General features: G+C 66.6%; 24 protein-coding genes, 3 tRNA genes and 1 other RNA gene. 8 read left to right on the top strand and 20 right to left on the bottom strand.

Annotated elements, in window-relative coordinates; all coding sequences use genetic code 11:
* Positions 1-388: 388 nt before the first annotated feature.
* The 4 genes from ALTAJ2_RS15060 to ALTAJ2_RS15075 all read right to left on the bottom strand — a co-directional run bounded on the left by ALTAJ2_RS15060 (position 389) and on the right by ALTAJ2_RS15075 (position 2,357).
* Positions 389-495: transfer RNA gene (locus tag ALTAJ2_RS15060), tRNA-Ile, on the bottom strand.
* Between the two features lie 390 nt (positions 496-885).
* On the bottom strand, positions 886-1,404 hold the full coding sequence (locus ALTAJ2_RS15065; RefSeq protein WP_007110415.1) for an ATP-binding cassette domain-containing protein: 519 nt from the start codon (positions 1,402-1,404) through the stop codon (positions 886-888).
* A 157-nt stretch (positions 1,405-1,561) separates the two neighbouring features.
* Positions 1,562-2,149 (bottom strand): MogA/MoaB family molybdenum cofactor biosynthesis protein, encoded by a 588-nt coding sequence (locus tag ALTAJ2_RS15070; RefSeq protein WP_007110414.1) that lies wholly within the window; start codon positions 2,147-2,149, stop codon positions 1,562-1,564.
* Positions 2,150-2,284: 135 nt separating this feature from the next.
* Positions 2,285-2,357, bottom strand: a tRNA-Asn gene (locus ALTAJ2_RS15075).
* Between the two features lie 95 nt (positions 2,358-2,452).
* Between ALTAJ2_RS15075 and cca the strand changes: the two genes are divergently transcribed.
* Positions 2,453-3,898 carry a CCA tRNA nucleotidyltransferase gene (gene cca / locus ALTAJ2_RS15080; RefSeq protein WP_007110413.1) on the top strand — a complete coding sequence of 482 codons (1,446 nt, stop codon included), beginning with the start codon at positions 2,453-2,455 and terminating at the stop codon, positions 3,896-3,898.
* 6 nt (positions 3,899-3,904) lie between these two features.
* Here the strand turns inward: cca and ALTAJ2_RS15085 are convergent, their stop codons facing one another.
* The 3 genes from ALTAJ2_RS15085 to ALTAJ2_RS15095 all read right to left on the bottom strand — a co-directional run bounded on the left by ALTAJ2_RS15085 (position 3,905) and on the right by ALTAJ2_RS15095 (position 6,869).
* A complete protein-coding gene (locus ALTAJ2_RS15085) occupies positions 3,905-4,936 on the bottom strand; it encodes a histone deacetylase family protein (RefSeq protein ID WP_007110412.1) in 1,032 nt (343 codons plus the stop codon).
* Positions 4,937-4,940: 4 nt separating this feature from the next.
* Positions 4,941-5,372 (bottom strand): histone, encoded by a 432-nt coding sequence (locus ALTAJ2_RS15090; RefSeq protein WP_007110411.1) that lies wholly within the window; start codon positions 5,370-5,372, stop codon positions 4,941-4,943.
* Between the two features lie 66 nt (positions 5,373-5,438).
* Positions 5,439-6,869: a single-stranded DNA binding protein gene (locus tag ALTAJ2_RS15095; protein WP_007110410.1), complete on the bottom strand. Its 1,431-nt coding sequence runs from the start codon at positions 6,867-6,869 to the stop codon at positions 5,439-5,441.
* A 455-nt stretch (positions 6,870-7,324) separates the two neighbouring features.
* Here ALTAJ2_RS15095 and ALTAJ2_RS15100 point away from each other — a divergent pair.
* Positions 7,325-7,397: transfer RNA gene (locus ALTAJ2_RS15100), tRNA-Arg, on the top strand.
* A 326-nt stretch (positions 7,398-7,723) separates the two neighbouring features.
* Here ALTAJ2_RS15100 and ALTAJ2_RS15105 read toward each other — a convergent pair.
* The gene (locus tag ALTAJ2_RS15105; RefSeq protein ID WP_049900825.1) at positions 7,724-8,119 is read right to left on the bottom strand and encodes a hypothetical protein; all 396 of its coding nucleotides are present in this window, start codon (positions 8,117-8,119) and stop codon (positions 7,724-7,726) included.
* Between the two features lie 81 nt (positions 8,120-8,200).
* Positions 8,201-8,642: RNase P RNA component (gene rnpB / locus ALTAJ2_RS15660), an RNA gene on the bottom strand.
* Between the two features lie 591 nt (positions 8,643-9,233).
* Here rnpB and ALTAJ2_RS20145 point away from each other — a divergent pair.
* Positions 9,234-9,443: a hypothetical protein gene (locus tag ALTAJ2_RS20145; protein WP_239647742.1), complete on the top strand. Its 210-nt coding sequence runs from the start codon at positions 9,234-9,236 to the stop codon at positions 9,441-9,443.
* Between the two features lie 139 nt (positions 9,444-9,582).
* A complete protein-coding gene (locus ALTAJ2_RS15115; protein ID WP_006183876.1) occupies positions 9,583-10,182 on the top strand; it encodes a TIGR00296 family protein in 600 nt (199 codons plus the stop codon).
* Positions 10,183-10,251: 69 nt separating this feature from the next.
* Here ALTAJ2_RS15115 and ALTAJ2_RS15120 read toward each other — a convergent pair whose 3' ends face one another.
* The 4 genes from ALTAJ2_RS15120 to ALTAJ2_RS15135 all read right to left on the bottom strand — a co-directional run bounded on the left by ALTAJ2_RS15120 (position 10,252) and on the right by ALTAJ2_RS15135 (position 15,113).
* A complete protein-coding gene (locus ALTAJ2_RS15120; RefSeq protein ID WP_007110406.1) occupies positions 10,252-10,512 on the bottom strand; it encodes a hypothetical protein in 261 nt (86 codons plus the stop codon).
* A gap of 83 nt (positions 10,513-10,595) precedes the next feature.
* A complete protein-coding gene (locus tag ALTAJ2_RS15125) occupies positions 10,596-11,756 on the bottom strand; it encodes a nicotinate phosphoribosyltransferase (RefSeq protein ID WP_007110405.1) in 1,161 nt (386 codons plus the stop codon).
* Positions 11,757-11,786: 30 nt separating this feature from the next.
* Positions 11,787-13,349: an Hvo_1808 family surface protein gene (locus ALTAJ2_RS15130; protein ID WP_007110404.1), complete on the bottom strand. Its 1,563-nt coding sequence runs from the start codon at positions 13,347-13,349 to the stop codon at positions 11,787-11,789.
* A gap of 51 nt (positions 13,350-13,400) precedes the next feature.
* Positions 13,401-15,113: an Hvo_1808 family surface protein gene (locus ALTAJ2_RS15135; protein WP_081603393.1), complete on the bottom strand. Its 1,713-nt coding sequence runs from the start codon at positions 15,111-15,113 to the stop codon at positions 13,401-13,403.
* A 447-nt stretch (positions 15,114-15,560) separates the two neighbouring features.
* Here ALTAJ2_RS15135 and ALTAJ2_RS19810 point away from each other — a divergent pair, with 447 nt between their 5' ends.
* Positions 15,561-15,737, top strand: coding sequence for a hypothetical protein (locus ALTAJ2_RS19810; protein WP_007110402.1), 177 nt, complete (start codon positions 15,561-15,563; stop codon positions 15,735-15,737).
* 487 nt (positions 15,738-16,224) lie between these two features.
* On the opposite strand, the gene ALTAJ2_RS19480 is transcribed toward ALTAJ2_RS19810, so the two are convergent.
* Entirely contained in the window at positions 16,225-16,413 is a 189-nt protein-coding gene (locus ALTAJ2_RS19480) for a hypothetical protein (protein ID WP_152421245.1), read from the bottom strand.
* Here ALTAJ2_RS19480 and ALTAJ2_RS15145 point away from each other — a divergent pair.
* The 3 genes from ALTAJ2_RS15145 to ALTAJ2_RS19820 all read left to right on the top strand — a co-directional run bounded on the left by ALTAJ2_RS15145 (position 16,412) and on the right by ALTAJ2_RS19820 (position 17,584).
* Entirely contained in the window at positions 16,412-16,984 is a 573-nt protein-coding gene (locus ALTAJ2_RS15145) for a cysteine hydrolase family protein (protein ID WP_007110400.1), read from the top strand. The two genes, ALTAJ2_RS19480 and ALTAJ2_RS15145, sit on opposite strands and share 2 nt — an antisense overlap.
* Positions 16,985-17,113: 129 nt before the next feature.
* Complete coding sequence (locus ALTAJ2_RS19815) at positions 17,114-17,278, top strand: hypothetical protein (protein ID WP_006183882.1); 165 nt, start codon at positions 17,114-17,116, stop codon at positions 17,276-17,278.
* A gap of 141 nt (positions 17,279-17,419) precedes the next feature.
* Entirely contained in the window at positions 17,420-17,584 is a 165-nt protein-coding gene (locus ALTAJ2_RS19820) for a hypothetical protein (protein WP_007110399.1), read from the top strand.
* 54 nt (positions 17,585-17,638) lie between these two features.
* Here the strand turns inward: ALTAJ2_RS19820 and ALTAJ2_RS15150 are convergent, their stop codons facing one another.
* The 6 genes from ALTAJ2_RS15150 to nosZ are packed head-to-tail and all read right to left on the bottom strand — an operon-like array spanning position 17,639 to position 24,204.
* Positions 17,639-18,208 (bottom strand): nitrous oxide reductase accessory protein NosL, encoded by a 570-nt coding sequence (locus ALTAJ2_RS15150; RefSeq protein WP_007110398.1) that lies wholly within the window; start codon positions 18,206-18,208, stop codon positions 17,639-17,641.
* Complete coding sequence (locus ALTAJ2_RS15155; protein ID WP_007110397.1) at positions 18,205-19,152, bottom strand: ABC transporter permease; 948 nt, start codon at positions 19,150-19,152, stop codon at positions 18,205-18,207. Before ALTAJ2_RS15155 ends, ALTAJ2_RS15150 begins: the two co-directional genes overlap by 4 nt.
* The gene (locus ALTAJ2_RS15160; protein WP_007110396.1) at positions 19,149-20,078 is read right to left on the bottom strand and encodes an ABC transporter ATP-binding protein; all 930 of its coding nucleotides are present in this window, start codon (positions 20,076-20,078) and stop codon (positions 19,149-19,151) included. Before ALTAJ2_RS15160 ends, ALTAJ2_RS15155 begins: the two co-directional genes overlap by 4 nt.
* The gene (gene nosD / locus ALTAJ2_RS15165) at positions 20,059-21,438 is read right to left on the bottom strand and encodes a nitrous oxide reductase family maturation protein NosD (RefSeq protein ID WP_007110395.1); all 1,380 of its coding nucleotides are present in this window, start codon (positions 21,436-21,438) and stop codon (positions 20,059-20,061) included. Before nosD ends, ALTAJ2_RS15160 begins: the two co-directional genes overlap by 20 nt.
* Positions 21,435-22,277: a hypothetical protein gene (locus tag ALTAJ2_RS15170; RefSeq protein ID WP_007110394.1), complete on the bottom strand. Its 843-nt coding sequence runs from the start codon at positions 22,275-22,277 to the stop codon at positions 21,435-21,437. Before ALTAJ2_RS15170 ends, nosD begins: the two co-directional genes overlap by 4 nt.
* 7 nt (positions 22,278-22,284) lie before the next feature.
* Positions 22,285-24,204 carry a TAT-dependent nitrous-oxide reductase gene (gene nosZ, locus ALTAJ2_RS15175; protein ID WP_007110393.1) on the bottom strand — a complete coding sequence of 640 codons (1,920 nt, stop codon included), beginning with the start codon at positions 24,202-24,204 and terminating at the stop codon, positions 22,285-22,287.
* Positions 24,205-24,466: the final 262 nt, after the last annotated feature.

Below are 24,466 nucleotides of genomic sequence, written 5' to 3' on the forward strand. Positions count from 1 at the left end.
TCTCGTGCGGATGTATTCGTAGGCCGCCCGGGGTATATAACCCCTTCGAGACCGATCCATCCAAAGCAGCGGAGTGCACCACGCACGCCGCCTCTTTCTTCGTATATAACCACAATCGCTGGTTACTACTTAAGGCCTACGAACCAAAGGTCCAAAGATAGGTAGTAACACACACCGAAATAACGACTTGCTGTTCCGCCGATACCGACGTTGGACGGATCACTATTGGATAGCTAGCCGGTTGATAAACGCAATCGAGATACTGCGATCGAATCGAGAACGCTGTGCGGGATCGAGTGATGGTCCGGCTCGTCTGTTTCATACCGGTCGCATAGCGGTCAGATGAACCTGCAAGTGGAAGGTTTCTCGAAAAGGGAAAACCGTTCCATGGGCCCTGACGGATTCGAACCATCGACCACTCGGTGTCTCACACGACCTCACACAGTCAGGTCGCGTTATGAGCCGAGCGCTCTAACCAGACTGAGCTAAGGGCCCTTGCGCTTGAAGGAAACCGTGGAATATAGTTAACCCTTACTCTCTGTCGCGCTCGAGTCGCTCGACTCGAGCGATCACGCCACGGGCAATGCGGCTGGTAGCCGGAGTCGATGGTGGGGATGCCCTCAGGGCACGCGGTACGAGCCGGAAAGTGGATGAGTCACTGTCGATGGCTACAGTGAAAAGGGGAAGTCGAGACCGAACAGAGGCCGAGTCAACGGCCATCATGGCTGGGGGCGTGTCTCAGTAACTCGCGGCGATCGTCCTGCGAATCCGGTTCCGGATACGCGAGCCCGCTCGCTGCCGCGAGGAGTCGCTTCGTGTACGCACACTCGGGAGTTATACAGAGTTGCTCTGCGGGACCCGACTTCACGAGTCGACTGTCACGCATCACGGCGACGCGATCAGCGAGGTGGCAGACGACGCCGAGATCGTGGCTAACGAGGACGAACGCACAGTCAAATCACGCCTGGAGGTCGAGAAGCAGGTTACACACCTGCGCACGAACGGAGACGTCCAGCGCGGCTGTCGGCTCGTCGAGGACGACCAGCGACGACTCGAGCGCGGGTGCTGAAAGAGCCGTCCGACGGCGGCGAGTTGGGGGCGCGACCGATCGGCGACCGTGCCGACGGGGTCGCCGTCGATGGTGATCGTCCCGGTCGTCGGGGACTCGAGGCCAGAAAGCAGATCGATGACAGTCAATTTCCCGGCACCGCTCTCGGCGACGAGATCGGCGAGCAGGTACAGAATCGCCGCCTGCGTCGTTGCGTCCAGCGCGGTCGTCGGTTCGTCGGCGAGCAACAGGTCGGAATCGGACGCGAGCGCGACGGCGAGGGGGACGCGTTGGGCTTCGCCGCCGCTCAATTCGTGGGGATAGCGCTCGAGCGTCTCGGAGGAATCGATCCCCACCTGCTCGAGGAGGGTGAGCGCTCGTGTCCGCTGGGCGCGGGTTGGCTGGTCCCAATCGCGTGGATCGATGACACGCGTCGCTCAGCGTCAATCGAGCGCGTGACGGCGCGGCCGACTATCACCCGCCGCGGCCAAAACAGGACGACGAGACAGCCGTTCAGTCCTCGATCCCGTACTCGACCAGCGACTGATCGGTCCCGTCCGTGCGATGTCGCGTCGCTAACCCGGCGAGGTGTGGGGTCTCGGGAACGATCAACTCCTCACAGGCTGTTTCGCAAGCACTCTGACTTCCCGGGAGACAGAAGACCGGCGTCTCGACCGCGATTCCGGCCGTCGCACGCGAGGCCATCGCTCGAGTACCGACCTCGTCCCACGAGAGGGACCGGAACAGTTCGCCAAAGCCCGGCAATTCGCGCTCGAACAGGGACGAGACCGCCTCCGGCGAGACGTCGTCGGCGGTGACGCCCGTCCCGCCGGTAGTACAGACCACGTCGATGTCCCGACGTGCGACCAGTCCGCGGACCGCGGTCCTGATCGCCGAGTAGTCGTCCCGGACCAGCAATCGCTCCCGAACCTCGTGGCCCGCGGCCTCGAAACAGTCACGGACGGTATCTCCGCCCGGATCGTCCGGGTCCTCGTCGCCCGCCCGCGAGCTCGAGACCGTGACGATCCCGACGTACAGCGGGTCGATGATGTCGTGGCCGTGGTCGTCGGTACTCCGTCGGTCGTCGGTAGCGCCGGTCATATGTCCACAACGCTGGCGGAGGAAGATAATCCCTCCCCCGATGGCCGCACGCGGACACGGGCGGTTGCACCGCTCGAGCGGGACGAGAGGTAAAGAGCCGCCAGGACGATCGACGGGCGGTAACTCGGGAAGAAGCGCCGAAGCCAGGACTCGAACCTGGGACAACCTCGTTAACAGCGAGGTGCTCTACCATCTGAGCTACTTCGGCTCATCATCGGATAGTCGGGTGTATTTAATAGGGCTTTCGTTTTCCCCGCACCGGGTTCGATACCCTTTCACGCACTGCTCGAGTACGCACGGCCAATGAGCGAGGAGGACGGCGACGGCGTCGATCACGGTCCCACGAGCAGCCACCGCGGCGACCACACTGGCGGCGAGACAGACGATCGGAACCGTGCTCGCGATCTCGAGGGAGTCGTGGCGGCGGTTCGCGATCGAGTCGATCCGGACGAAGACGAACGGACGCGGCTTCGCGACGTCGCCGATCGACTCATGGAACGGGCCGAAACGGCGGCGGCGGAACTGTGTGCCGATACCGACGTCCTACAGGTCGGCTCGACCGCCCGTAACACCTGGATCAGCGGCGACCGCGATATCGACATTTTCGTCCGCTTTCCGCCGTCGCTCGACCGAGGGACGTTAGCGGACTACGGTCTCGAGGTCGGCCACGCCACCATCCCCGACGGCCACGAGGAGTACGCCGAACATCCCTACGTCAAAGGGACCGTCGAGGGGTTCGAGATCGACATCGTCCCCTGTTTTCGCCTCGAGTCGGCGACCGAGATTCGCTCGGCGGTCGACCGAACGCCGTTCCACACCAGGTACCTACAGCAACGGCTGGACGACGAGTTGGCAGCCGACGTTCGGCTCACCAAACAGTTCTTGAAAGGCATCGGTGCCTACGGGAGTGACCTTCGTACGCGGGGCTTTAGCGGCTACCTCACCGAACTGCTCGTCGTCGAGTACGGCGGCTTTCGACCGTTGCTCGCCGCCGTCGCCGACTGGCAGCCACCGGTCGAACTCGATCCCGAAGAGCACGGCCGGGAAACGTTCGACGATCCGCTCGTCGTTATCGATCCGACCGACCCCGATCGCAACGTCGCCGCCGTCTGTGCGTCCGACAACGTCGCCCGGTTCCAACACTACGCCCGGTCGTTCCTCGAGCGTCCCCGAATCGACGTGTTCGAACCCGACGACCCGGAGCCGCTGACCGAAGCCGGCCTCCGGGACCACCTCGAACGCCGCGGGACCACGCCCGTCGCCGTCCGGTTCGAGGCTCCCGACCTCGTGGAAGACCAGCTGTACCCGCAGCTACAGAAGTCGCTGGACGGAATCACGACCGGCCTCGACGACCGCGGGTTCGACGTCTTCCGTGCGACGGCGGTCGCCGACGAGACCGCGGCCGTCCTCGTCGAACTCGCCGTCAGCGAGCGCCCCGCCGTCGAGCGCCACGAGGGGCCGCCGGTCCACGTCCGCAACCACGCGGAGGGGTTCTACGACGCCTACGCCGACGATCCCGACGCCTACGGCCCCTTCATCGAGGGCGGTCGCTACGTCACCGAGCGCGACCGGGCGTTCACGACCGCCCGCGGGTTCCTCGAGAGCGACCGGCTCTTCGACGTGGGACTGGGCGCACACGTCGAAACGGCACTCGAAGACGGCTACGAGGTACTGAGCGGCGACGAGATCGTGGCGCTGCTCGACGAGTTCGGGCCGGAACTCGCCGATTACTTCACACCGCGTCCCTGAGGGCGGCTAGAACTCGTCCGGAGTGATCTCGAGGTCGTGGGCGTCGATAACGTCCTCGAGCGCCGATTCCGCTTTGTCGCCCGGTTCGTCCTCGGGTTCGATCGGTTCGCGGCCGTCGAACGTCTCGTGGACGAGTGCGACGCTATCCGCGAGGACATCCAGCCCGTACCCCCCCTCGAGAACGAACGCCAGTGCCGCGTCGGTGTCGGCGGCGAGGGATCGAACGCGGTCACTCAGGAGGGCGTAGGCCTCCGTCGAGAGGCGAATCCGCGAGATCGGATCGTGACGGTGGGCGTCGAAGCCGGCGCTGATCAACAGCAGATCCGGATCGAAGTCGGTGAGCGCGGCGGTAATCGGTCCCTCGAGCGCGGCCAGATAGTCGCGGTCGTCCGTTCCAGCGGGCATCGGGACGTTCATCGTCGTGCCCTCGCCCTCTCCCGTCCCGGTTTCGTCGATGTCGCCGGTGCCCGGATAGAGCCCCTGCTCGTGAAGCGAGACGAAGAAGACGTCGCCCCTGTCGTAGAAGATGTCCTGCGTGCCGTTCCCGTGATGGACGTCCCAGTCGATGATCGCGACCCGGTCGACGTCGTACGCGTCGTGATCGAGGGCGTGCTGGGCCGCGACGGCCACGTTGTCGACGAAGCAAAACCCCATCGCGTTGTCGGAGACGGCGTGGTGTCCCGGCGGCCGGCCGATCGAAAACGGCGTGTCGCGACCGGTCGCACCCTCGAGGGCCGCCTCGGCGGCCCAGCAGGCGAGCCCGGCGCTCCGACGGATCGCTTCCCACGTTTCCTCGACGGCGGTCGTGTCGGGGTCCCAACTCCCGCCACCGTCGGCACAGAACTCCCGGACCGACTCGAGGTAGTCGCGTTCGTGGACGGCCGCCATCCGATCGAGGTCGCAGGGGTCGGCCTCGACGTACTCGACGCCGTGTTTCTTCTTCAGTCGTTCTCGGATCGCCCGTAGCCGGTCCGGCGACTCTGGATGGCGCGAACCGGGGTCGTGTGCGAGACAGAGCTCGCTGTAGCCGAACTGCATCTGCTCACTCGAACAACGAGAAGTACGTCTCGATGTCGTCGTCGGTGATCGTTCGCCGGTCGGCGTGGTGTGCGAGGACCGCGGCCGCCTGCGCGACGTTGTCCGCGTAGTCCTCGAGAATGTCGGCCAACGCGACGCGGGCATCCATCGAAACCCGATATCGATCGTCGATCTCCAGCCTGGCGATGCGATCGACCGGAGCGACCGGCAACTCGAGGTCGTCCTTGTCGACGACCGTCTCGACGCCGAAGTCCTGGGCCATGAGCGTCTTGCGGCCGTCGGCCGTGGCCTCCCCGGCGGCGTCGATGGCGAGTTCGCTCCCGTGTTCCTGAATCCGCGTTGCGAGTTCCTTCGACGCGTCGGCACTCACCCGAAGATCGCCCGCGTTTCGCCGGATGATCGTATCCACCGGGGCGAACGGGAGTTCGACGTTCATATAATCATAGGCGAAGCTGACTCCCTTAACGCTTTTCCTAGGCGGACGATGAGGTTGCTCGCGACCTCAGAATACGTCGTTTGCTTCGAGATGTCCGTCGCGGACGACCCCGCGGGCGGTTACCTCCTCCCCGAGGCCGACGTCGGCGTCGGTCGCGACGCTCATCGTCGTCTCGCCGTCGTCGAGAACGACCGGGCTGCCGGCCTGAACGACGACGCCAGTGAACTCGAGTTCCTCGCCGTCGTCGGGATCGTCCGAACCGGCATCCGCGCTGGCGGTGTCGGCCGCCGCCTCCTCGTCGGAGCCGGCTTCGTCGTCGGCAAAAGCCGACAGACCGGCGTTTTCGTCGGTCGACCCGCTCGACTCGTCGTCGGCAGCGTCGGGGCCGGCCGACTCGGACTCGAGAACCGTGATCGTCGACTGCCAGCCCGCCGAGGCCTCGAGATCGTCCTGCCAGCCGTCCTGAATTTCGACGTCGCCGAGTGCGACCTCGTCCCCCGGTCCCACGTCGAGGTCGGCCTTGTCGCCCCAGAGGGCGACGCGGATGTCGTCGGTCGCATCTTGGACGCGGATGTTGCGGACCTGTCCCTCCGACCCGTCGTCGCGGTCGAACGTCCGCTTCGGATCGGCCGACCGGACGACGCCCGCGAGGTCGACCACTTGGTCGATTTCGACGTCTTCGATCGGCGTGTTCTCGGGGACGTACTCGACCGTCGCGTCGATTTCCTCGACGGTTCCGCGGTTGCCGACGTGGAGTTCGAGGCTGCCGTCGCGGTCCTTGACGTAGCCGTCGATCACCTCGACAGTGGTCCCGGCCTCGAGCTCCGTGGCGAGATCCGCCTGCTCGTCCCAGAGCGTGACGCGAACGCGGCCGGTCGAATCCCCCAGGACGAGGTTCGAGACTTTCCCCTCGGAGCCGTCGTCGCGGTCGAACGTACGGACGCTGTCGGTATCCAGCAGCACGCCGACGAGGTTGACGTTCGAGAGGCCAAGCGAGAGGTCCTCGACGGTGTACGTATCGGAGACCTGAACGTCGATTTCAGTGTCCGGGTCGGGTTCGACGTTATCCACGCTGATCTCGACGCCGGAAAAGCCCTCCTTGGGGCGGCCCGCGATCCGCAGGACCTGTCCCTCCTCGAGTTCGTCGATGGCAGCTTCGGCGTGGTCGTCCCAGAAGGCCGCTCGGACGGAGCCGGTCTCGTCCGCGACCTCGACGTTGACGACCTGTCCGTCCTCGTCTTCGCCGTCGCGCTCGAAGGTCCGTTTCTCGCCGATCGAGAGTACTTTCGCGACGAACTTCGCTTCTTCCATCCCGGGTTCGATGTCGGCGATGCCGCCGACCTCGCTCTCGCCGACTTCGTGAGCGACGAGCATCGCCGCCGTCTCCTCGTCCGCGAGTCCACCCATCTGCTCGACTTTCGCCTCGACGGCCTCGCGAAACTCCTCGAGAGAAACGTCGGCCTCGAGGTCCTCATATACGCCCTCGATGTCGCTCATTCTATGCTCGTGCATGGTCAGCCCGCGCATAAGCGTTATCCATTCGGTGTCTCGGAACCCGGCCGTGATCGGCCGACAGGAGCCGCGTGCGTGCCGTGTTGGCTCGGTTCAGCCCCGCGGATGCGGGTCGTCTCGGCGGCGCTTCGACGTGGCTCGAGCGGGGAGTCATACGCCACGCTGGCCGCCCCATGGTATATAAACGTCGGGCGAAGATCCGCGGTCCCATCGCGTTCCGATCTCGATCGTCACGGTTCCGGTTCGCGTCGCCTCGTCGCACACGCCGGTCCGGGGACGTCCCCGTCGAATCCGTTCCATTCATTCGGATCGCGTCTCACGGCGCTCGAGACAGCGACCGGCACTCGAGCCGGGGACCTGTCGGCCAGTTGCACCGAACCCCCGTGCCGGCGGGCGTCTTTCGAAAGGGCTTTAATGTTCACCGGGGTATGAAGAGATGAGTCCTGATAGGGTAGTGGACTATCCTCTTGGCTTGCGGAGCCAGGGACCGGAGTTCAAATCTCCGTCAGGACGTTTCTCTTCAGCACAACACTGTGAGCGTAGCGAGCACTCCGTGCTGAAGGAACCTCCGATACGGTGATTTGAGCAGACGAGTCGCAGCCCGGGAGCGAACGCAGTGAGCGACCCGGAACGTCTCGGCGTGTTCAAATCTCCGTCAGGATGCTCACTCCTTACGAGTGCTTCACGATGTTCAGCACTCGCTGCGTCGTTCGGTCCTGACGTGCCTCACGCTCGCTATCGCTCGCGTGAGACTCCGTCAGGACGCGTTTCTGCCGAGACAACCCGAGAGCGAAGCGAGCGGCTGATGTCGATGAAACTTGTCCGCGGAAGTTGGCGAATCAACTCGAGCGAACCGTCCGATAGCCGTCGACGGCTTCAGTCAGGACGTAGCCGACGATCGTTACGCCGATAACGGCCCGTCCGATCGTCCGGAGTTCGATCGTTGCGATGGTCTGCTCACCGTTAACGGCGAGTGCGGCACGTGCGACGAGGAGGATGATGAGAACCGCGAGATATCGCCATCGTGCGGACGGTGGCACGTCGCTGCCCTCGTTTCGGAGCGCGAGGTACAGATGGCCGCCGCCGAGTGCGATCCCGTAGAACACGAGCAGCATTGCGATTTCCACCATGTCTGAGTCGAACCCGAGGACAGATGCCACAAACCCAGCTACGGGAACCCCCACGAACGCCAGCAGTATGGCCCCGAGATAGACGACGACTTCGCGGCTGTTCATATCAGAACTGAGCGTGACAGAGAATAAATAACTTCTGTCAGAGGTTTCTGCGAGGATAGCGACCGCTCGAGGGCGAAAACTGGGTGAGAGGAGTAAGCCCCCTTCTGTTCGACCCGGCATTCGGCTGAGCGTCCGCGCCGTCCGCGGCGAGGCCGCGGGGCGTTCGGGCTACCACGGCGCGGACTTGCACCGGTGAGGGTTCGCCGTTCCATCGATCCTCGGCCGTCCGTGTGCGGTCGGTCGTGACGGTCCGTGCGACGGCACGCGCCGTCGCACGGCTCGCGGTTCTCGTGCTCGAAGCACGCCGAACCGCGTCCACGACCTGTGGGGTCGAACCACAGCTCCGCGACCGCCATCCTCTGCGGGTCAACTCCCCTTCCTCTCGGTCGGGTTCGCGCGCATCATCGGTCGGGCCGAGACGTGTCGTTTCTGTTCCAGAGCCAGCGGTCTCCCGCTCCGGACTTGCGCCCGGTCACCTGCCCGAACAGGTGGGGGGACTTTCCTCGCGTGCGTGACATATCCCGAAGGGATGGGTCACGTGTCGCCTGACGCGACTCGAGGAGTCACGCCGGGCTGTGGTGATGTCACCGTTGCCGGTGGCACCATCGCGGCAGCCAGGCTCTCTCTCCCGGTCCTCGTAGGGGCCTCTGTGGAATAAGTTCCTCGGTCGGCCGAAATCGGTTTTGAAGCGGTGAGACGGGCACTCTCTCCACAGAGCGGTCACAATGCCCTCGAGTGGACCCAGCGGGCGGCAACGAGAGGGACGCGGTCGCCCGCCCAAACGTATCAGGCTACAGCGCACCGGTGATCGCCGCGTCGTGGGCGTCGGATACGCTGAACTTCTGGGCGGCAGAAGACAACGCGGACGACGCTGGGCCGATGGTTCCGCGAGGAGTTCCAACGGAACTCGAGGACGACGATTCGCGTCGTCGGGCACTCGCTGGGGCCCGCGTGATACTCGGGGCTCTCGCCGAACTCGGTGGTGACGTCGTCCTCGATACCGTCGCACTGCTCGGGGCTGCTATCGAGGCCGATTCGGCCTGTGAGAGTGGCCGGTACGCCGCTGGCATTCGAACGTCCGCCACGGAGTGTATAGCATCGCTCCGAGAACGACGTGACCGTCTGTACGATTTACGACGTGATCACGGTCGGGGACGGACTGGGCTGTGACGGTGCGGACTGCGGAGGCTGGTGGGACAGCGGTTCGACGCCGGGCAACTACCGCGATGTCGACGTCACGGGGTCCGTGCCCGGACACTGCACGTACTTCGAGCCGGATCGACCGATCGGCTGTATGGACCGGGTGGTTAGCGACTTCCGCTGACCGACCCGCAGTCGGGAGTCGACCGTCCGCGTCCAATTCTCGGAGTCACGGCTGGTGAATATAACGCCCGTTTCGCGTGGTTCCGTGGCCTCGAGAGGAATGGAAGCGTTTTAGGACGACTATCCCCTTGTCCATCTGTATGTCCCAGCGACAGGGCGCTGACCTCTCCTACGAAGACGGGGCTCGCGCGGTCGAACTCGCGCGCGAATCCGTCGAATCTTACGTACAACACGGGCAACGAGAACAACCGGGTAGCATGCGCGAAGCCTTCTACGAGCGAACGGGGGCGTTCGTCCGCCTCGAGTCGACCCGCGGCCGGGGGAGCCTGCGGGGCTGTGCGGGCGGCTACCGCTCGGACGACCAGCTCGGCCACGTCATCGTCGACGCGGCGATCGAAGCCGCCAGCGAGGACTCCTGTGGCTCGGAGGTGAGCCCGTCGGAACTGCCGAACCTCACGGTCTCGGTCTGTACCGTCAAGAACGTCCTCCTGACGGACGATCCGTTGGCCGACCTCGAGCTTGGTACCCACGGCGTCGCCATCGACGGCGGCGAGGGCGGCTGGCTCTACCCGACGGTGCCGGTCCAAAACGACTGGAGCGCCCGTGAGTACCTCGATCGAACCTGCCGGAAAGCGAAACTCGCACCGGGGGCCTGGCAGGACGACGACATCGTCGTGACGCTGTTCGAGGGACAAGTGTTCCGCGAGCGCGACGCCGACGGGAGTATCGAGGAAGTCTAGGGCTCCCGGCGGCCGTCAATCGACGGTCGCCGGCCGACGAGCGACGCGATTTCTACCGGAGATACCGATTCAGTCGCCCGATTTCGACGGTCGATTCAGATCGGCGAGTTTGACGTCGAGCAGATCGTTCAGGGCCGCGAACACGTAGTGGACGGAGACCCAGAGAGCGATCAAGTCGACAACGAGGACGAGCGGGACCGACAGGACGGACGGCCACGGGAGCAGGACCCACGTACAGAACCCGGCGACCGCGAAGACGAGGACGAGACGGATCGCCAGCTGAGTGGCGATTTCGGAGTGGCTATCGTCGGATCGCGTCTGCGCGCTCATTACCGGGGGTTCGTTCCCACGGTAAAAGAGTTCAACGGACCAACGTTTGTTCTCGGTCCGTCGACGGGCCGCCGACCGGCGGATTACGCCGTCGACCCGCCGAACCCGACTGCGCTGGCGTCTTCGAGACAGCGTTCGGTCGCGTCCTCGAGAGCGAACTGACGGACGATTTCGCCGTCGCGGACGAGCGGCTCGAGCAGGGAGTCCCCCCCGTCCGGCCCGTCGCCATCGGCGAGCGCGACGTGGTGGCCGCCCGCGGGCGTTCGATAGACGTCCTTGACACCCGACAGTTTGCCGCGTTTGGAGATCGGATCGCCCTCGATTGCGACGATGTCGAGGCTGAAGTCCACCGAGTCGGCACCGGTGATGTGGCTGCCGACGCCGAAGCCGTCGGCGACGTCACGCAGAGCACGGATCGAGTCGGGATCGATCCCGCCGCTACAGAAGATATCGACGTCCTCGCGGCCTCGAGCGTCGAGTTCCCAGCGGACCTCGCGGATGATGTGTCGGAAGTCGCCCCGTCGGGACCCGGTGGTGTCGATCCGGACCCCGTCCAAATCGTCGCCGAGCGTCTCGGCTGCGAGCAGGCTTTCGCTTTTCTCGTCCCAGAAGGTATCGACCAGCGCGATCCGGGGCACGTCCTCGTCGACGGCTTCGTCGAACGCCGTCCACGCGTCGGCCTGATTGCCCTCGCCGAAACAGAACATGAGCGCGTGGGGCATCGTCCCGCCGGCTTCTCGATCGAGTATTTCGCCCGCGGCGACGTGGGAGAACCCGTCCAGCCCGGCCAGCAGCGACGCTCGTTCGACCGTCGAGGCGATCGAAGGATGGACGTGCCGCGCGCCGAAGGAGAGGACGAGCGAGTCCGGGGCGGCCAGTCGGGCCTCGAGTGCGGCCGTCGCGAAGCCGCTCGGCTGTGAGAGAAAGCCGAGCAGCGACGTCTCGAGTTCGGCGAACGCGAGGTACGAGCCCTCGATCCGGAGGACCGGACCGCCGTCGAACAGTTGGCCGTCCGGGAGCGCGTCGACGTCGACGTCCCGTCCCTCGAACAGCGTCGCGACGTCTTTGACGCCGGTGAAGACATCGAAGCTGCCGGTCGGGAACTGGTCGGCGGTCACTTCGGCGACGACGTGGGGGTTCTTCTCCGCGTGCTCGAGCGTGGCCCGCGTGCGCTCGAAGTAGGCATCGGTGGCATCCCCCTCGAGAATCGCTGCCGGGGGAACGGTGCCGAACGGGTTTGACATATCGCCGGTTTCCCGTGGGAGACAAAAAAACTACCCGTCTACCGGCGGGCGCGGCGATTGCCGTCCCGGCTCCGGATCGACGACGGCAGTCGATGTCGGCACCGCAACGGTCGGTGCCACCGACGGGCTAGCAGTCGCCGTCGGCGCGGCAGCGGCCCCCGACTCGAGAGCGGCCGCGGGCTCGGGCGGCGACATCGATCCGGTGGTTGCGGCGTGGATCGCCCCGAGGTCGCCGACGGTCGGCGCGCCGACGATATCGACCGTCGTTCCGGTAGTCGAAACGCGATACGCGCCGGCAAAGGGGTCGCCGTCCGGAATCCGAAAGACACCGGCGGCGGAGTCGACCGGCTCGGCCCCGCGGGTCTCGAGGAGCCGACGGTACGCGTCGGCGAACTCGGCCGCGTCCGCCGGGCTGTCCCACTCGAGTCGCCAGACGTGGCCGGTTCGAGTCGGGTCGTCCGCGTGCCGGTAGACCCGAATGGTGTCGCCGGCCCAGCCCTCGGTCGCGGGATGCGAGTAGTTGTACTGGGCGCGGTCCGGCGTCCCCGCGGTGAGCGGGCGGTCGATCGCGCCATTGGCCCAGAGGGTCGCGAACAGCGTCGCCTCGCCGACCGTTTCCGTTCGGGGCTCGCCGCCGGCACCGGCGGTTCCGTTCCCGTCGTCGGTCGCATCCGCTCGGTCAGTAATGGGGTGCCAGTCGTCGCTCGAGCGGTCCGCAACGGTGACGTCGACCGGACGCGTGTCGGGATAGCGCTCGGGATGGAGCAGTTGTGCGGTACTTCGGGGCGGCTCGTCGTGAGCGCGATCGACGGCATCCCAGCCGCCGCGCTCGTGGAGGTCGGCGACGAACGACGGCCCCTCGGCGTAGGGGGCGTAGATCGAGAGGAACAGACCCACGTTGAACGGCCGCTCGGTGAGCCCCGCGCCGGACGCCGCCGGCGGCTGGGTGTCGGGGAGACACTGCCACTCGGCCCCGCAGCGGCGATCGTACCGTTCGGGAACGTAGCCCGCCTCGCCCTCGAGCAGCCCGCTTTCGGCGCGGACGCCGTCGATCGTCTCGCTCTCGCGTCCGATGCCGAAGTGCTGGTCCTGTAAGGCGTGCGTTAGCTCGTGGACCAGGGTCCGCCGATCGATCCGGATATCGTCGGCGTCCTCGGTGACGATCACGATCCGGTCGTCGACGTAGTAGCCCTGGATCGAGTCGCCGTAGAGGTCGTCGAACGCCCGCTCGACGTCGGTCTCGCCGTCGACGACGAACGCGCCCCGCCAGACCTCGTTCTCGAACGCCGACGCGTTCCCGCTTCCGCCCGCCCACTGGTCGCGGTAGGCGGCGCGGCTCACGATCTCGAGGGAGACGTCGCGCTCGTACTTCAGCCCGCGGACGACCTCGATCCGGGCCATCGATCGGTATTTCACCGCCTCGAGTTGGGACTCGGTGAGTCCATCGGCCGTATCGAACGCGAAAGTATCGTCGTGGGCGTAGTCGCCGACCTCTCCGAGATCGCGGTCGGTGTCGAACCCGCTCTGGCTGCCGGGGAGTGCACAGCCCGAGAGAACGACCAGCGCGAGCACCGCGAACAGGCGAAGCCTCATTGGGTCAGTGTTCGCCGAGACCGTGAAATGGGCGTCGATCGGCCGCGTCAGTCAGTCGCGATCGCGGCGGTCGGCGGCGGCTCGGTACCCGGTCCCGAGCAGGGCGGTCGCGATCGCACCCACTGCAGCCCCCGGACCGAAGCCGGACACGGTATCGCTCCGGTCGGTGATCTCGAGGGTGTCCTCGCCCTCGGGCGCGGCACCGGCCTCGACGTTCGACAGGTCGTCGACGGCGGGCGCGCGGACGATCGTCAGCGTCTCTCCCGACCGGTTGAGATAGTACGCACCGGAATAGCCGCCGTCCTCGATCACGTAGGTGTCCTGTCGACCGTCGACGGCGTCGGCACCGTGGTTCTCGAGCAGTCGGAGATAGCCGTTGACGAACTGCTGGGTGTCGGCCCCGGACTGCCACTGCGTCCGCCAGACGTAGCCGGCGCGGCCGGCCGCAGCGGCCGGCTTGCTCGCGCGATCGGCCTCGTCGTTCGTGTAGGCGACCAGTTTGTCGCCGGCCCAGCCGTTCGTGTACGAGTGGTTGTAGTTGTAGTTCTCCGCCCCCTCGAAGAGGTCCGCGGCCGAAATCACCGCGTCCCGGTCGTCGTTGAGCGCGTCGGCGGCGAACATCGCGACCATGCCCGCCTCGCCGATGGTGTCCGTGGCGACGTCGCCGTCGGTTCGGAGCTGTCGCCAGTCCGCGCTCGAGCGATCGGGGACGGAGACGTTCGCGGGTTCGCGCTCCGAGCCGGGGTGGATCACCGCCGAGGTCGTCCGCGGCGGGTCGTCGTAGGCCGCGTTGACCGCCTCCCAGTCGTTGCCCTGATAGCGGAGGTAGTTGACGTAGTCCGGCCCGTCGCTGTAGGGCTGGTAGACGCTGAAGTAGATTCCCCAGTTGATGTCGGGGAGCTGGCCAGTGTCGTCGTCGCGCGGGACGAGACAGTCCCACTCGCGATCGCAGGTCGCTTCGTACTCGCGTTCGACGCGGCTCGCGTCGCCTTCGATCAGCCCGCTCATGGCGGTGTCCTCGTCCTGGGTCGTCCCGTGGAACCGCGACAGGTTGAACCGTTGGTCCTGAAGCGCGTGGACGAGTTCGTGCCCGAGCGTGACCTCGTCTAACTCGGGGGTGTCGGGGTTCTCGGAGACGATGACGATCTGGTCGGTCTCGGGGTGGTAGGACCCGCCGACGGAACCGCCGTAGACCGTCTGGGTCGCGTTGGCCGCGTCGGTCTCCCGGTCGACCATGAACAGCGCCTCGTAGCCGACGTTCGCCTCGAGACGGTTCGCCGAGGAGATGTTGGTAAAGCGGTCGCCGTTGGTCTCCCGGTACTCCGATCGGGAGATGACGTCGACGGCGACTTCTTCGGAGAAGGTGAGGTTGCGGATGCGCTCGACGCGGGCCATCGCCCGGTAGACGACGGGGTCGAGGTCGTCCTCGTCGACGACCGCGTCGGACTGGTTGTCGACCGGCAGGGGATCGTCGTACCAGTAGCCCTCGACGTAGCCGACAGTGTCCTCGGTCGAGGGGGTGTCAGGACGAGCGTCCTGAACGGCCGCGCTCGCCGGACTCGAGGCCGTCGTCTCCGTGGCCGTCGACCCGACGGCGCTCGTCGAGTTGAGGGACGAGTCGGCGGGCGTAGTCGTGGACCGGACGGCGGCGTCGGTCGGGCCGGCGGCCGGCCCCGCCGCGAGGACCGGGCCGGCGAGCCCGCTGGTGACGAGGAGCGTCGCGAGAGCTATTGCGAGGAGGGCGGTGGAAGAACGGGTGCGCATCGATCTCATCTGAATCAGATAGACATCGGTACGGAGAGGAGTGTAAAAAGGACGACGATTACGGGAACGGCTACGCCGGGAGGCAGTCCTGCGACGGCGGCCGTCGGTGACAGGGCCGTTGCTCGAGGCGAAACGCGCTCGCTCGGGCCTCGCGCTGCCCGTCCGGAGGGCTGCGCGTGCTCGAGACCGGATCGTTTTCATCCCGAGAGCAATAGATATAAGTCATAACGGGTTAGATATTCGAACGGAAGCGACGTTCCAGAAAAGTGGGCGTTCTCGAAATGCCCCGGGTGGAAACAGCACCCGAGACGTAGCTTCCAACCCCTCCGAGGGGATTGCAAGCAATGATTGCATACGTTCTACCGGGATATAAACCTCCCGCAAGACAACGGAATCGCCAGACTGCAGGAGTGTCATCGCCGTTCCCCCGCTCGAGTGGTGGGACCCATGTGTAGCGGTCGCGACGGCGACCGGGACGGCGACTCGTCGCCGCCGGAGTGTCCGCGCTGCGGTGAACCGGTCGGGTTCCTCACCGTGTCCGGCCCCATGACGGCGTCGGCCAGCCCGTGTGGCTGTACGGTGCCGCCGAATCTCGTCCAGCCCGACAACTACAGTAGCAACTGAACGTCAGTGCACACCTGATCGCACGCAGCGGTATGATCGGTGTGTCGATCGGTTCGGTTGCGACGATAGAGGACCCGCTGCCCGTCACTGCACACCTGCTCGCGACGGTTGTACGACGGGTGTGCGGATCGGGTCAGGTGGTCCTGACGGGGGCTCGCTCGAGCCCCGGCAGTCATCCGGCCGGTCGGCGGTACCATCGAAATCACCACAGCACCACCGCGACCGTCGACATCGCACGTCGATCGGCCGGGCTGTAAACGGGGCCTGGGTGTGTCGCGGCCGAATCGAACCGGCGACGCACTGACCAACCGGAACGTGCTGACGAACCGGGACGCACTGCTGACGACGGCAGGGAAGCACCGCGTCTTCCCCAGCCGATCACCACGTCCTCCCCAGCCGATTCGCTCGTTTGCTCGCGGGCGCATTGCGCCCGCTCGTCCCACTCGCTCATCCCTCGCACGGCTTCCGCCTGCGGTTCGTCGGCGACTCACCGCAGCCCAGCGCGCGCCACGGCCCACTCTCGAGCGGGGACGCGTGTCGCTCGCCCGCGTCTCGTGCCGCCGCCGTGACGGGTCGTGGCCGGCAGCCGACGGGTCGTCCCTCGACGGGTACCCGCGCCGCGCTCGCGGGTCCCGCGAACGTTTTGCCGATCCCGGCCGTACCGTCGCGTAGTCATGCACCTCGAGCCAGACAGCACGGCGGTGATCGTCGTCGACATGCAAAACGGGTTCTGTCACCCGGACGGGTCGCTGTACGCGCCGGGCAGCGAGGCCGTCATCGAACCGATCGCCGACCTCGTCGCCCGTGCCCGCGACGCCGGCGCGTGGCTGCTGTTCACCCGCGACGTCCACCCGCCGGACCAGTTCGACGACGCCCACTACTACGACGAGTTCGAACAGTGGGGCGAACACGTTCTCGAGGGGTCCTGGGAGGCCGAGGTCGTCGACGAACTCCCCGTCGAAGCGGCCGACAACGTCGTGGAGAAACACACCTACGACGCCTTCCACGACACGGAACTCGAGGGGTGGCTCAACGCCCGGGGGATCGACGACCTCGTGATCTGTGGCACCCTCGCGAACGTCTGCGTGCTCCACACCGGTGGCAGCGCGGGGCTGCGTGACTTCCGCCCGATCATGGTCGAGGACTGTATCGGCGCGATCGAGGACGATCACCACGAGTACGCCCTCGAACACGCCGCGTGGCTGTTCGGCGAGGTCGAACCGAGCGACGCGATCGAGTTCGCATAACGACGGCGACGCGACCACACCGGCGATTTTTCACGGCTTCGGTCCAATACTGGGTATGACCGCGATCCGACCGCACCTCGCGGCGGCACACTGCTCGCGCCGCGAGCGGCCGAGCGACGGTGAGAGCGAATGAACCGACGGCGGTTGCGACCGCTCTATCTGGGTGGCATCGCACTGAACGCGGTGGCGTTCGCGTACGCGGTCACGAGCGGGACGTGGCTGTACGCCGCCGCGTTCGCGTTCGTGGCGGTGTACCTCGTGGTACGTCTGCGGATGCTGTCCGCCGATCGCTGAGAGACGCGTCCCACGGTCGCCCTCGAATGGGAGGCTTTTCCGATCGTCGGTCGAACGAGTGGGTATGAACGGAGCGCAACCGGGGTCGACCGAACCGATCGGTCGGGCGCGGCTCGGGTCGAGAACGGAGTGGGATGCCGAATGAACGAGCAACGGCTGCGACCGGTGTACCTGCTCGGCATCGCGGGCAGCGCGTACGCGCTCTGGTACTACCTCTCGTTCGATGCGACGGCGTACGCCGCCGTGTTCGGGCTTGTGACGGTGGTACTCGTGTTCCGCCTCCGGAGCCTAACCGCCGACGACTGACGCGAAACGGCGTCTCGGTCGGCCCGGACGGCTCGAGAAACGGTCTCGGTCGACCTAGTCGACGAGGTGCTCCCACTGTCGCACGTCCCCGTCGTGATCGTCGGCGAACGCGGTCGCCTCCTCGTACTCGGAGAAGGGGAAGTAGTCGTCCCCCATCGCACCGCGTACGTCGCTGTCGACGACGTAGAAGCACTCCGTCGCGTCCGCGAACGCCGCGGCGGCCGCGTGCGTCGAGATGTATGTCGTCCCGCTCCGGTCGACCAGATCGTAGTCGACGCTCGAGTAGTCGGTGACGAACGTGGCACGTCGCGTCCAGCCGCGGGCATCGCGTCTCACGGCGTAACTGACGAGTTCGGCGATGCTGTCGAACCGGGCGGGGCCGTCCCGCGCGTCCGGGTTGCCGTCCGCGTAGAAGATCTGCCCCGCGGGACCGAAGTGATCCGCGATCGTCATTCCGCAGGCGTCACACGTCTGCCCGTCGGTGAGCGCGATCGGGTCGGCTGGCTCGGCAGTGACGCCGGACCCGAGACAGCCCGCGAGACCGGCGCTCGCGAGCGCTCCCGCGCCGAGCAGTATGCGACGGCGAGCGGGCGAGACGGCCGTCAGCGGTCGGCGCTCCGTCATAGTCGTCGCCTCCTGACGGCGACCGCCGCGAGCGCGAGCGGGCCGACGATCCAGACGACGAGCGCACCGACCAGCGTGCCCGTCGACAGCCCCGCTTCGGCGAGCACGGCGGCGAAGCCGGCGTCGCCGCCCGCACCGAGCGCCCCGAGGACGAGCCCGCGGAAGACGCCGGTCGGGTTGGCCAGGACCATCGCCGAGACCGCGAGATCCGGGAGCGAAAACGCCGCGATCACGCCGAGCGCGAGCAGGTCGTGAACGAGGACGAACCAGGCCCACGCGAGCAGCGCCAACCCCAGCGCGTGGGTCTTCTCCCGAGCCAGCGTCGACAGGCAGACGCCGATCGCGAGGAACGCCAGCCCGAGGCCGACCGCCCCGAGCAGGAAGCCGACGTACGCCTCGAACCCGCCGACGCCGTACTCGAGCAGGAGGAGGAACCCGGCGACCCCGAAGCCGATGACGGTCGCGCTCGCGAGGACGATCGCGCGGCCGATCGCGGTCCCGAGGACGACCCGCGACCGCGAGACGGGCAACGAGAACAGCGCTTGCAGCCAGCCGCTCTCCTCGCGGCCGACGATGGCGTCGTAGCTGAACGCGAGGGCGACCAGCGGCACGAGGTAGACGACGAGCGCGGCCAGGCTGGCGACGATCCGTTCGAAGCCGGCGGGGCTCGTGTCCGAGCCGCTGAACGTCGCCATCCCGAGGCTGAAGACCGCGAAGATCGCGGTGAGCGCGAGCGCCCAGCGGCTCCGCACCGACAGTCGATACTCCGTCTCGGCGACGACGAACAGCTGTCCGAAGCGCGTCCCGGAGTCGCCGCTGTGGGCCATCGCCGCGGCCGTCTCGTACCCGCCGTCCGGCTTCGGGTCGACGGCGTTCGAGTCGCCCGTCGATTCGGCGTCGGCCGACGCTCCGTCGCGGTCGTCTCGTCGGCGATCGGCGGTCATGCCGACACCTCCGGGTCGTCGTTTTCCGCCTCGAGTGCGTCGTGGAACGCCGCCTCGAGTCCCGGTTCGCGCACTTCGAACCCGTCCACGAGGGCGCGCTGGTCGCCGAGCGCGGCGACGAGATCGAACGCGTCCCCGCGGTCGCAGGTGAGTTCGATCGTCTCGCTCGTCTCGGTGACATCGCCCCACCCCTGAACGGCCTCGAGCAGCGCCGCGCGGTCGTCGGCGGGCCGACAGACGACGGTCACGCGGTCGCCGACCGCCCGTCGCAGGTCGTCGATGGGACCGTTGTTCCGCAGCCGCCCGTCCTGAAGGATGGCTACCTCGTCACAGAGGCGCTCGATCTCGCTCAGGACGTGCGAAGAGATGACGACCGTGGCGTCGGTTTCGCGGCCGATCCGTTCGATAAGGCGGTGAAACGCCGCGACGCCGCGCGGGTCCAGGCCCGCGGTCGGCTCGTCGAGGACGAGCACGGGCGGACGGGAGAGCAGGACGGACGCGAGGCCGAGCCGCCGGGCCATCCCGTTGGAGTAGCCCGAGACGGCTCGGTCGGCGGCGTCGGGGAGGCCGACCACGTCGAGACACTCCGCGATCCGCTCGCGACGGTCGGCGAGCCCGCGGATGCGGGCGTGGACGTCGAGCACCTCGCGGCCGGTCATCGACGGCGGGAACCCGCTGTGTTCGGGCAGGAAGCCGACGCGCTCGCGGACGCGGTGGCCCGCCGTCTCGACGTCGAGACCGCCGACCTCGATGCGCCCCGCGTCGGGGCTGTCGTGGCCGACGAGGAGCTTGAACAGCGTCGTCTTTCCCGCACCGTTCGTCCCGAGGACGCCGAACGTCGACCCCGATGGTACCTCGAAGGAGGGACCGTCGAGGGCGACGACGTCGCCGTACCGTTTGTGAACGTCAGTGATCGTGATCTGCATAGTAGGTCCTCCAGTTGTCATGGGGTGAGTCGGCGAGCGGTCGATTGTCGATGATCCCCGGCGTCTCGAGGACGGGGAAGGAACTCTCCGCCAGCGTAACGGCGTCGAAGGCCGGGCTCTCGGCGAAGACGGCCGCCTGCGGTTTCTCGTGGATCAGTCGCTCGACGGTGCCGGCGGGTCGGTGGCGGTTCTCGCTGATCCCGTCGCCGTCGAGGTCGGCGACGCGCGCGCCCGACCAGTAGTTACCCCGCTCGGTCGCGTTCCAGTGGGCCTGTGAGTTCGTCTCCGCGAACGCCGCCTGGGCGTTCCGGATGAAGCTGTTCCCCGAGACGTGCTCGACGCTGCTGCCCGCCGTGATGTGGATGCCGACGTCGTTCTCGAGGAGGAGATTCGACTCGAGGCGGTTGTCCTGGGAGTTGTGGATGTACAGCCCGTTCCCGTTGCCGACGAGGTCGTTGCCGGCGATCCGGCTGTTCTCGACGTCCTTGACGAGGATGCCATGGCCGCTCGTCCCGTCGTTGTTCACCGCGGTGTTGTTCAGCAGCGTCAGCTCTTCCGAGACCATCAGCGCGAAGCCGACGTCGTTGTCGAAGGCGACGTTGTTCTCGAGGGAGTTCTCGTTCGAGTACATGTAGTGGACGCCGTACCGCATGTTCCACATGGTGTTGCCTTCGGCGACGACCCCCTCGGCCCACTGAAAGTAGATGCCGTCGCGGACGGTGGTGATGGAGTTGTTCCGCACCTCGGCGTCGGTCGCCTCCCAGAGGTGGATGCCGTTGCCGCGTTGGGCCAGCGGCACGTCCTCGCGGCCGGCGACGATGGAGTCCTCGACGGTCACGTCGTCGACGCTGCCGATCCAGATCCCGAACTGGATCTCGGTCAGTCGGAGCGCCGACAGCGTCGCGTTCGAACCGTTGACGACGATGCCGCTGTCGGTATCCTGTCGGTCCGTGCCGGAGTTCCGGATCCAGACGTTCTCGAGGGTGACGTTTTCGGCCTCGATCACGAGTACTTGCCCCTCGCCGCCGCCGTCGATCACCGCGCCGTCGCGGTCGGCAGCCGCGATCGTCACGGCCGGCGTGTCGACGGTGACGCGTTCGTCGAACCGGCCCTCGAGCCGGACGGTGTCGCCCGGGTCGGCGGCGTCGACGGCCCGCTGGACCGAATCGAACGTCCGATCGTCGACCGTCGCGACGCCGTCGGACTGGGGTTCCGAGACGTCGTGCACGGCCGGGACGTCCGTCTGCCAGCCGGCGACGCTCCCGGGGTTGTCCGAGTTGCCCGTCGCGGCGACGGCGGCCCCGGCCAGCGAACAGACGAGGACGATCGCGGCGGCGACGGCGAAGGTGCCCTCTTTCACGGCGGATCACCGTCCGGTGTGGTTCGCGGAGGGTCGTTCGTAGCCGATCCGTCGCCGGATTCGCCGGGCGGGCTCGAGGCTCGATTACCCCCTTCGGGAACGGGATCGGCAGCCGTCCCACGACCGGATGCCCGGGGCAAAACGCGGGCCACGCGGTCCCGCAGACGGTCACAGCCGGTGCGGACGAGCCCCGGAACGTCGGTGATCGTCGCCGGCGAGTGTCGGAGACCGAACGCGACGGCCAGCAACGCGACGCCGACGGCCATCATGTAGCCGCCGGGCCCGAACCAGGCGGTCCCACTGATGTTTGCGACCTCGTATGAGCCGGCCAGCGGCGGCGTAAACCCTTCGAGACCGTTGAGCGGGGCATCCGGATCGAGCGTGTGACCGGACTGGTAGAGGCGGTACTGGATCAAGGCCCCCATCGTCCCGAAGATCGCGATCGAACCGGCAAACAGCGCGGTCAGCCCGCGCGAGATCTTGTCGGTCGGGAGGGCTGCGACGATCGCCGAGGCCGCGGCGATGCCGATGAACACGACCGGCCCGAGAATCCACTCGGGGACATCGATCGCTTTCTCGTGGGGCTCGTAATTGGGGTCGACGTAGACCGGGTCCGGATAGTAGAACCCGACGTACTTGTTGAGCCGGCGGACTTCCTCCCAGTCGCCGCCGATCTTCGGGTGGGCGTAGAGGTCGACGACGAGCGTATCGACGTACTGCGGTGCCGTCAACGTAATCCGCCACACCGGAACGCGAAGGGCGAGCACGAACAGCACGGCTGCGACGAGCGGGAGGAGTCGTCTGAGCTCGAGCAGCCGCGTGAGGCGGGAACTGGCCATTGTGAGATCACTCCGCGGGTTCGACGATCAGTCGCGAGCGCATCTCGAGGTGGAGTGCGCTACAGAAGAACGCACAGTACATCCAGTAGACGCCCGGTTCGTCCGCGGTGAACGTCACTTCGCGCGTCTCCTGTGGTGCGAGCTTGATGTTGATGTTGTGCTCGGGAATCGCAAGCGAGTGGAGGATGTCGGAGCGGTCCTCGATGTTCGTCACGGTCAGCGTCACTTCGTCACCCTCCGTCACGGTGACCTCCTCGAAGCCGAACTCGTTGCGCATCGAGTACATCTTCACGTGGACGCGGCCGTCCTCGCGGGTGATCTCGCTGTCGTCGCCCCCGACGAACTCCTCGTCGTAATCGTCGGGATCGTAGATCTTCGCGGGATCGATCTTGTCCGCGCTGACGACCGAGGCGTCGTGGGGTTCGGCGTAGGAGGGGGTATCCTTGACGAGGGACATGCCCTCCTCGTCGTCGCCGATGTAGATCAGCTGGTCGTTCTCGGGGTGCATCGGCCCGACCGGCAGGAACCGGTCCTTCGAGAGCTTGTTCAGCGAGATCAGCCAGTCGCCCTGCGGATCGGCCGTGTACGACTCCGCCGCGATCAGATGGCCCGGGTTGTAGTGGACGTCGATCTTCTCGATGACCGGGTCCGTCGACTTCTCGCCGGCCTCGACGGCCTTCTCGATGTCCCACTTGACGACCTGGGAGTCGATGAACAGCGTCGTGTACGCGTGCCCGCGGCCGTCGTAGGCGGTGTGGAGCGGCCCCATGCCGAGTCGCGGACGGCCCACGATCGATTCGTTGGGATCGTCGGCCTCGGCGAGCGTCTCGATGTCGATGACCGTCGCCGTCGGATCGAGTTTCCCGCTGGCGATCGCGTACTGCCCGTCGGGCGTGACGCTGACGCCGTGAGGGCTCTTCGAGACGTCGATGTAGCGGACGACGGGGCGGTCGCCCTCGTTCAGCGCGCTGTCGCGGGTGCCGTCGACGACCGGAACGCCGTTTATTTCGTCGTACTCGCCGGCCTCGACGGCCTCCTCGATGGCGGGCACGTCGAAGGCCTTCACCCAGTCAGTGTCCGTCGAGGACATCTCGCTCTCGGTGGTGGCGTGCTCGCTGTTGTAGCCGGTCGCGAAGAACCACCGACCCTCCTTGCCGCCGTCGCCGTTGTCCATATTGCCGTCGACCAGCACCTCCCACTCGACGTTCATCGTCTCCGGATTGATCGCGGCGATGGTCGAGGTGTAGTTCTCCGGGTCGGTGAGGTCCTGGCCGTCGTTGGGCATCGGAACGCGGAACTCGCCGACGCCGAAGACGTACTTCGTATCCGGCAGTAGACAGCAGGCCCCGTGGGTCCCCTGCTGGTTCGGGACGTCGACGATCGCGTCCGTCTCGAAGTACTTCAGGTTGATCCGGGCCATCCGTCCGTTCGCCTTGTCGTTGACGAACGCCCAGCGGCCGTCGTAGTCGTTGTCCGTCTGGCTCACGCGCGGGTGGTGTGCATCGCCCCACGTATAGTCGCCCGACTCCTCGAGCATCTCACTCGTCCGATCGTCGTAGCCGTAGCCACGGGCGCTCTCGGGCTGGAACACCGGAATCCGCATCAACTGTCGCATCGACGGCAGCCCGTAGACGCGGATTTCGCCGGTGTGCCCGCCCGAGAGGAACGCGTAGTAGTCGTCGTGTTCGCCGGGCTTGACCTCGGTCTTGACGTCCTCGAGCGATACCGAATCGTCGCCGCCGAGTAGGCCCGTACAGCCGGCCAGGGAACTCATCGCACCCGCAGCGGCCCCCGCTTTCATGAAATCCCGCCTTGGAACGCGGTCGAACAGCGGGTCGCGGTCCGAACCGCTCCCGGCATCGATCGCGGAGTCGGTCGAACTGTTCGTCTCGGTCGGTCGGTCGTCGGAATCGTGGGTTCGGGTCATTGTCCTGTGGAGTGCGACTCGAGGCCGAGGTGAACGGCCCCGGGCCGCGAGACGCGTGTGTAGTACGGGACGTCGGGACCGGATCGCCGCCCCGCGCTGTACAGGTCACCCTCGAGACCCCATCCTAATAGGCGAGAGATAAATTCCTACGGAGTGGCAGATATGCAGAACGTGTTCGGCGACAGCTAGTGGGTGGTCTCCCGTGACTAGCCTAAGTTAGAGCGAGCGGAGAGGGCAGTCGCGGATCTCACGCCGGAAGCGG

The organism is Natrinema altunense (assembly GCF_000731985.1).
Taxonomy (GTDB): Archaea; Halobacteriota; Halobacteria; order Halobacteriales; family Natrialbaceae; genus Natrinema; species Natrinema altunense.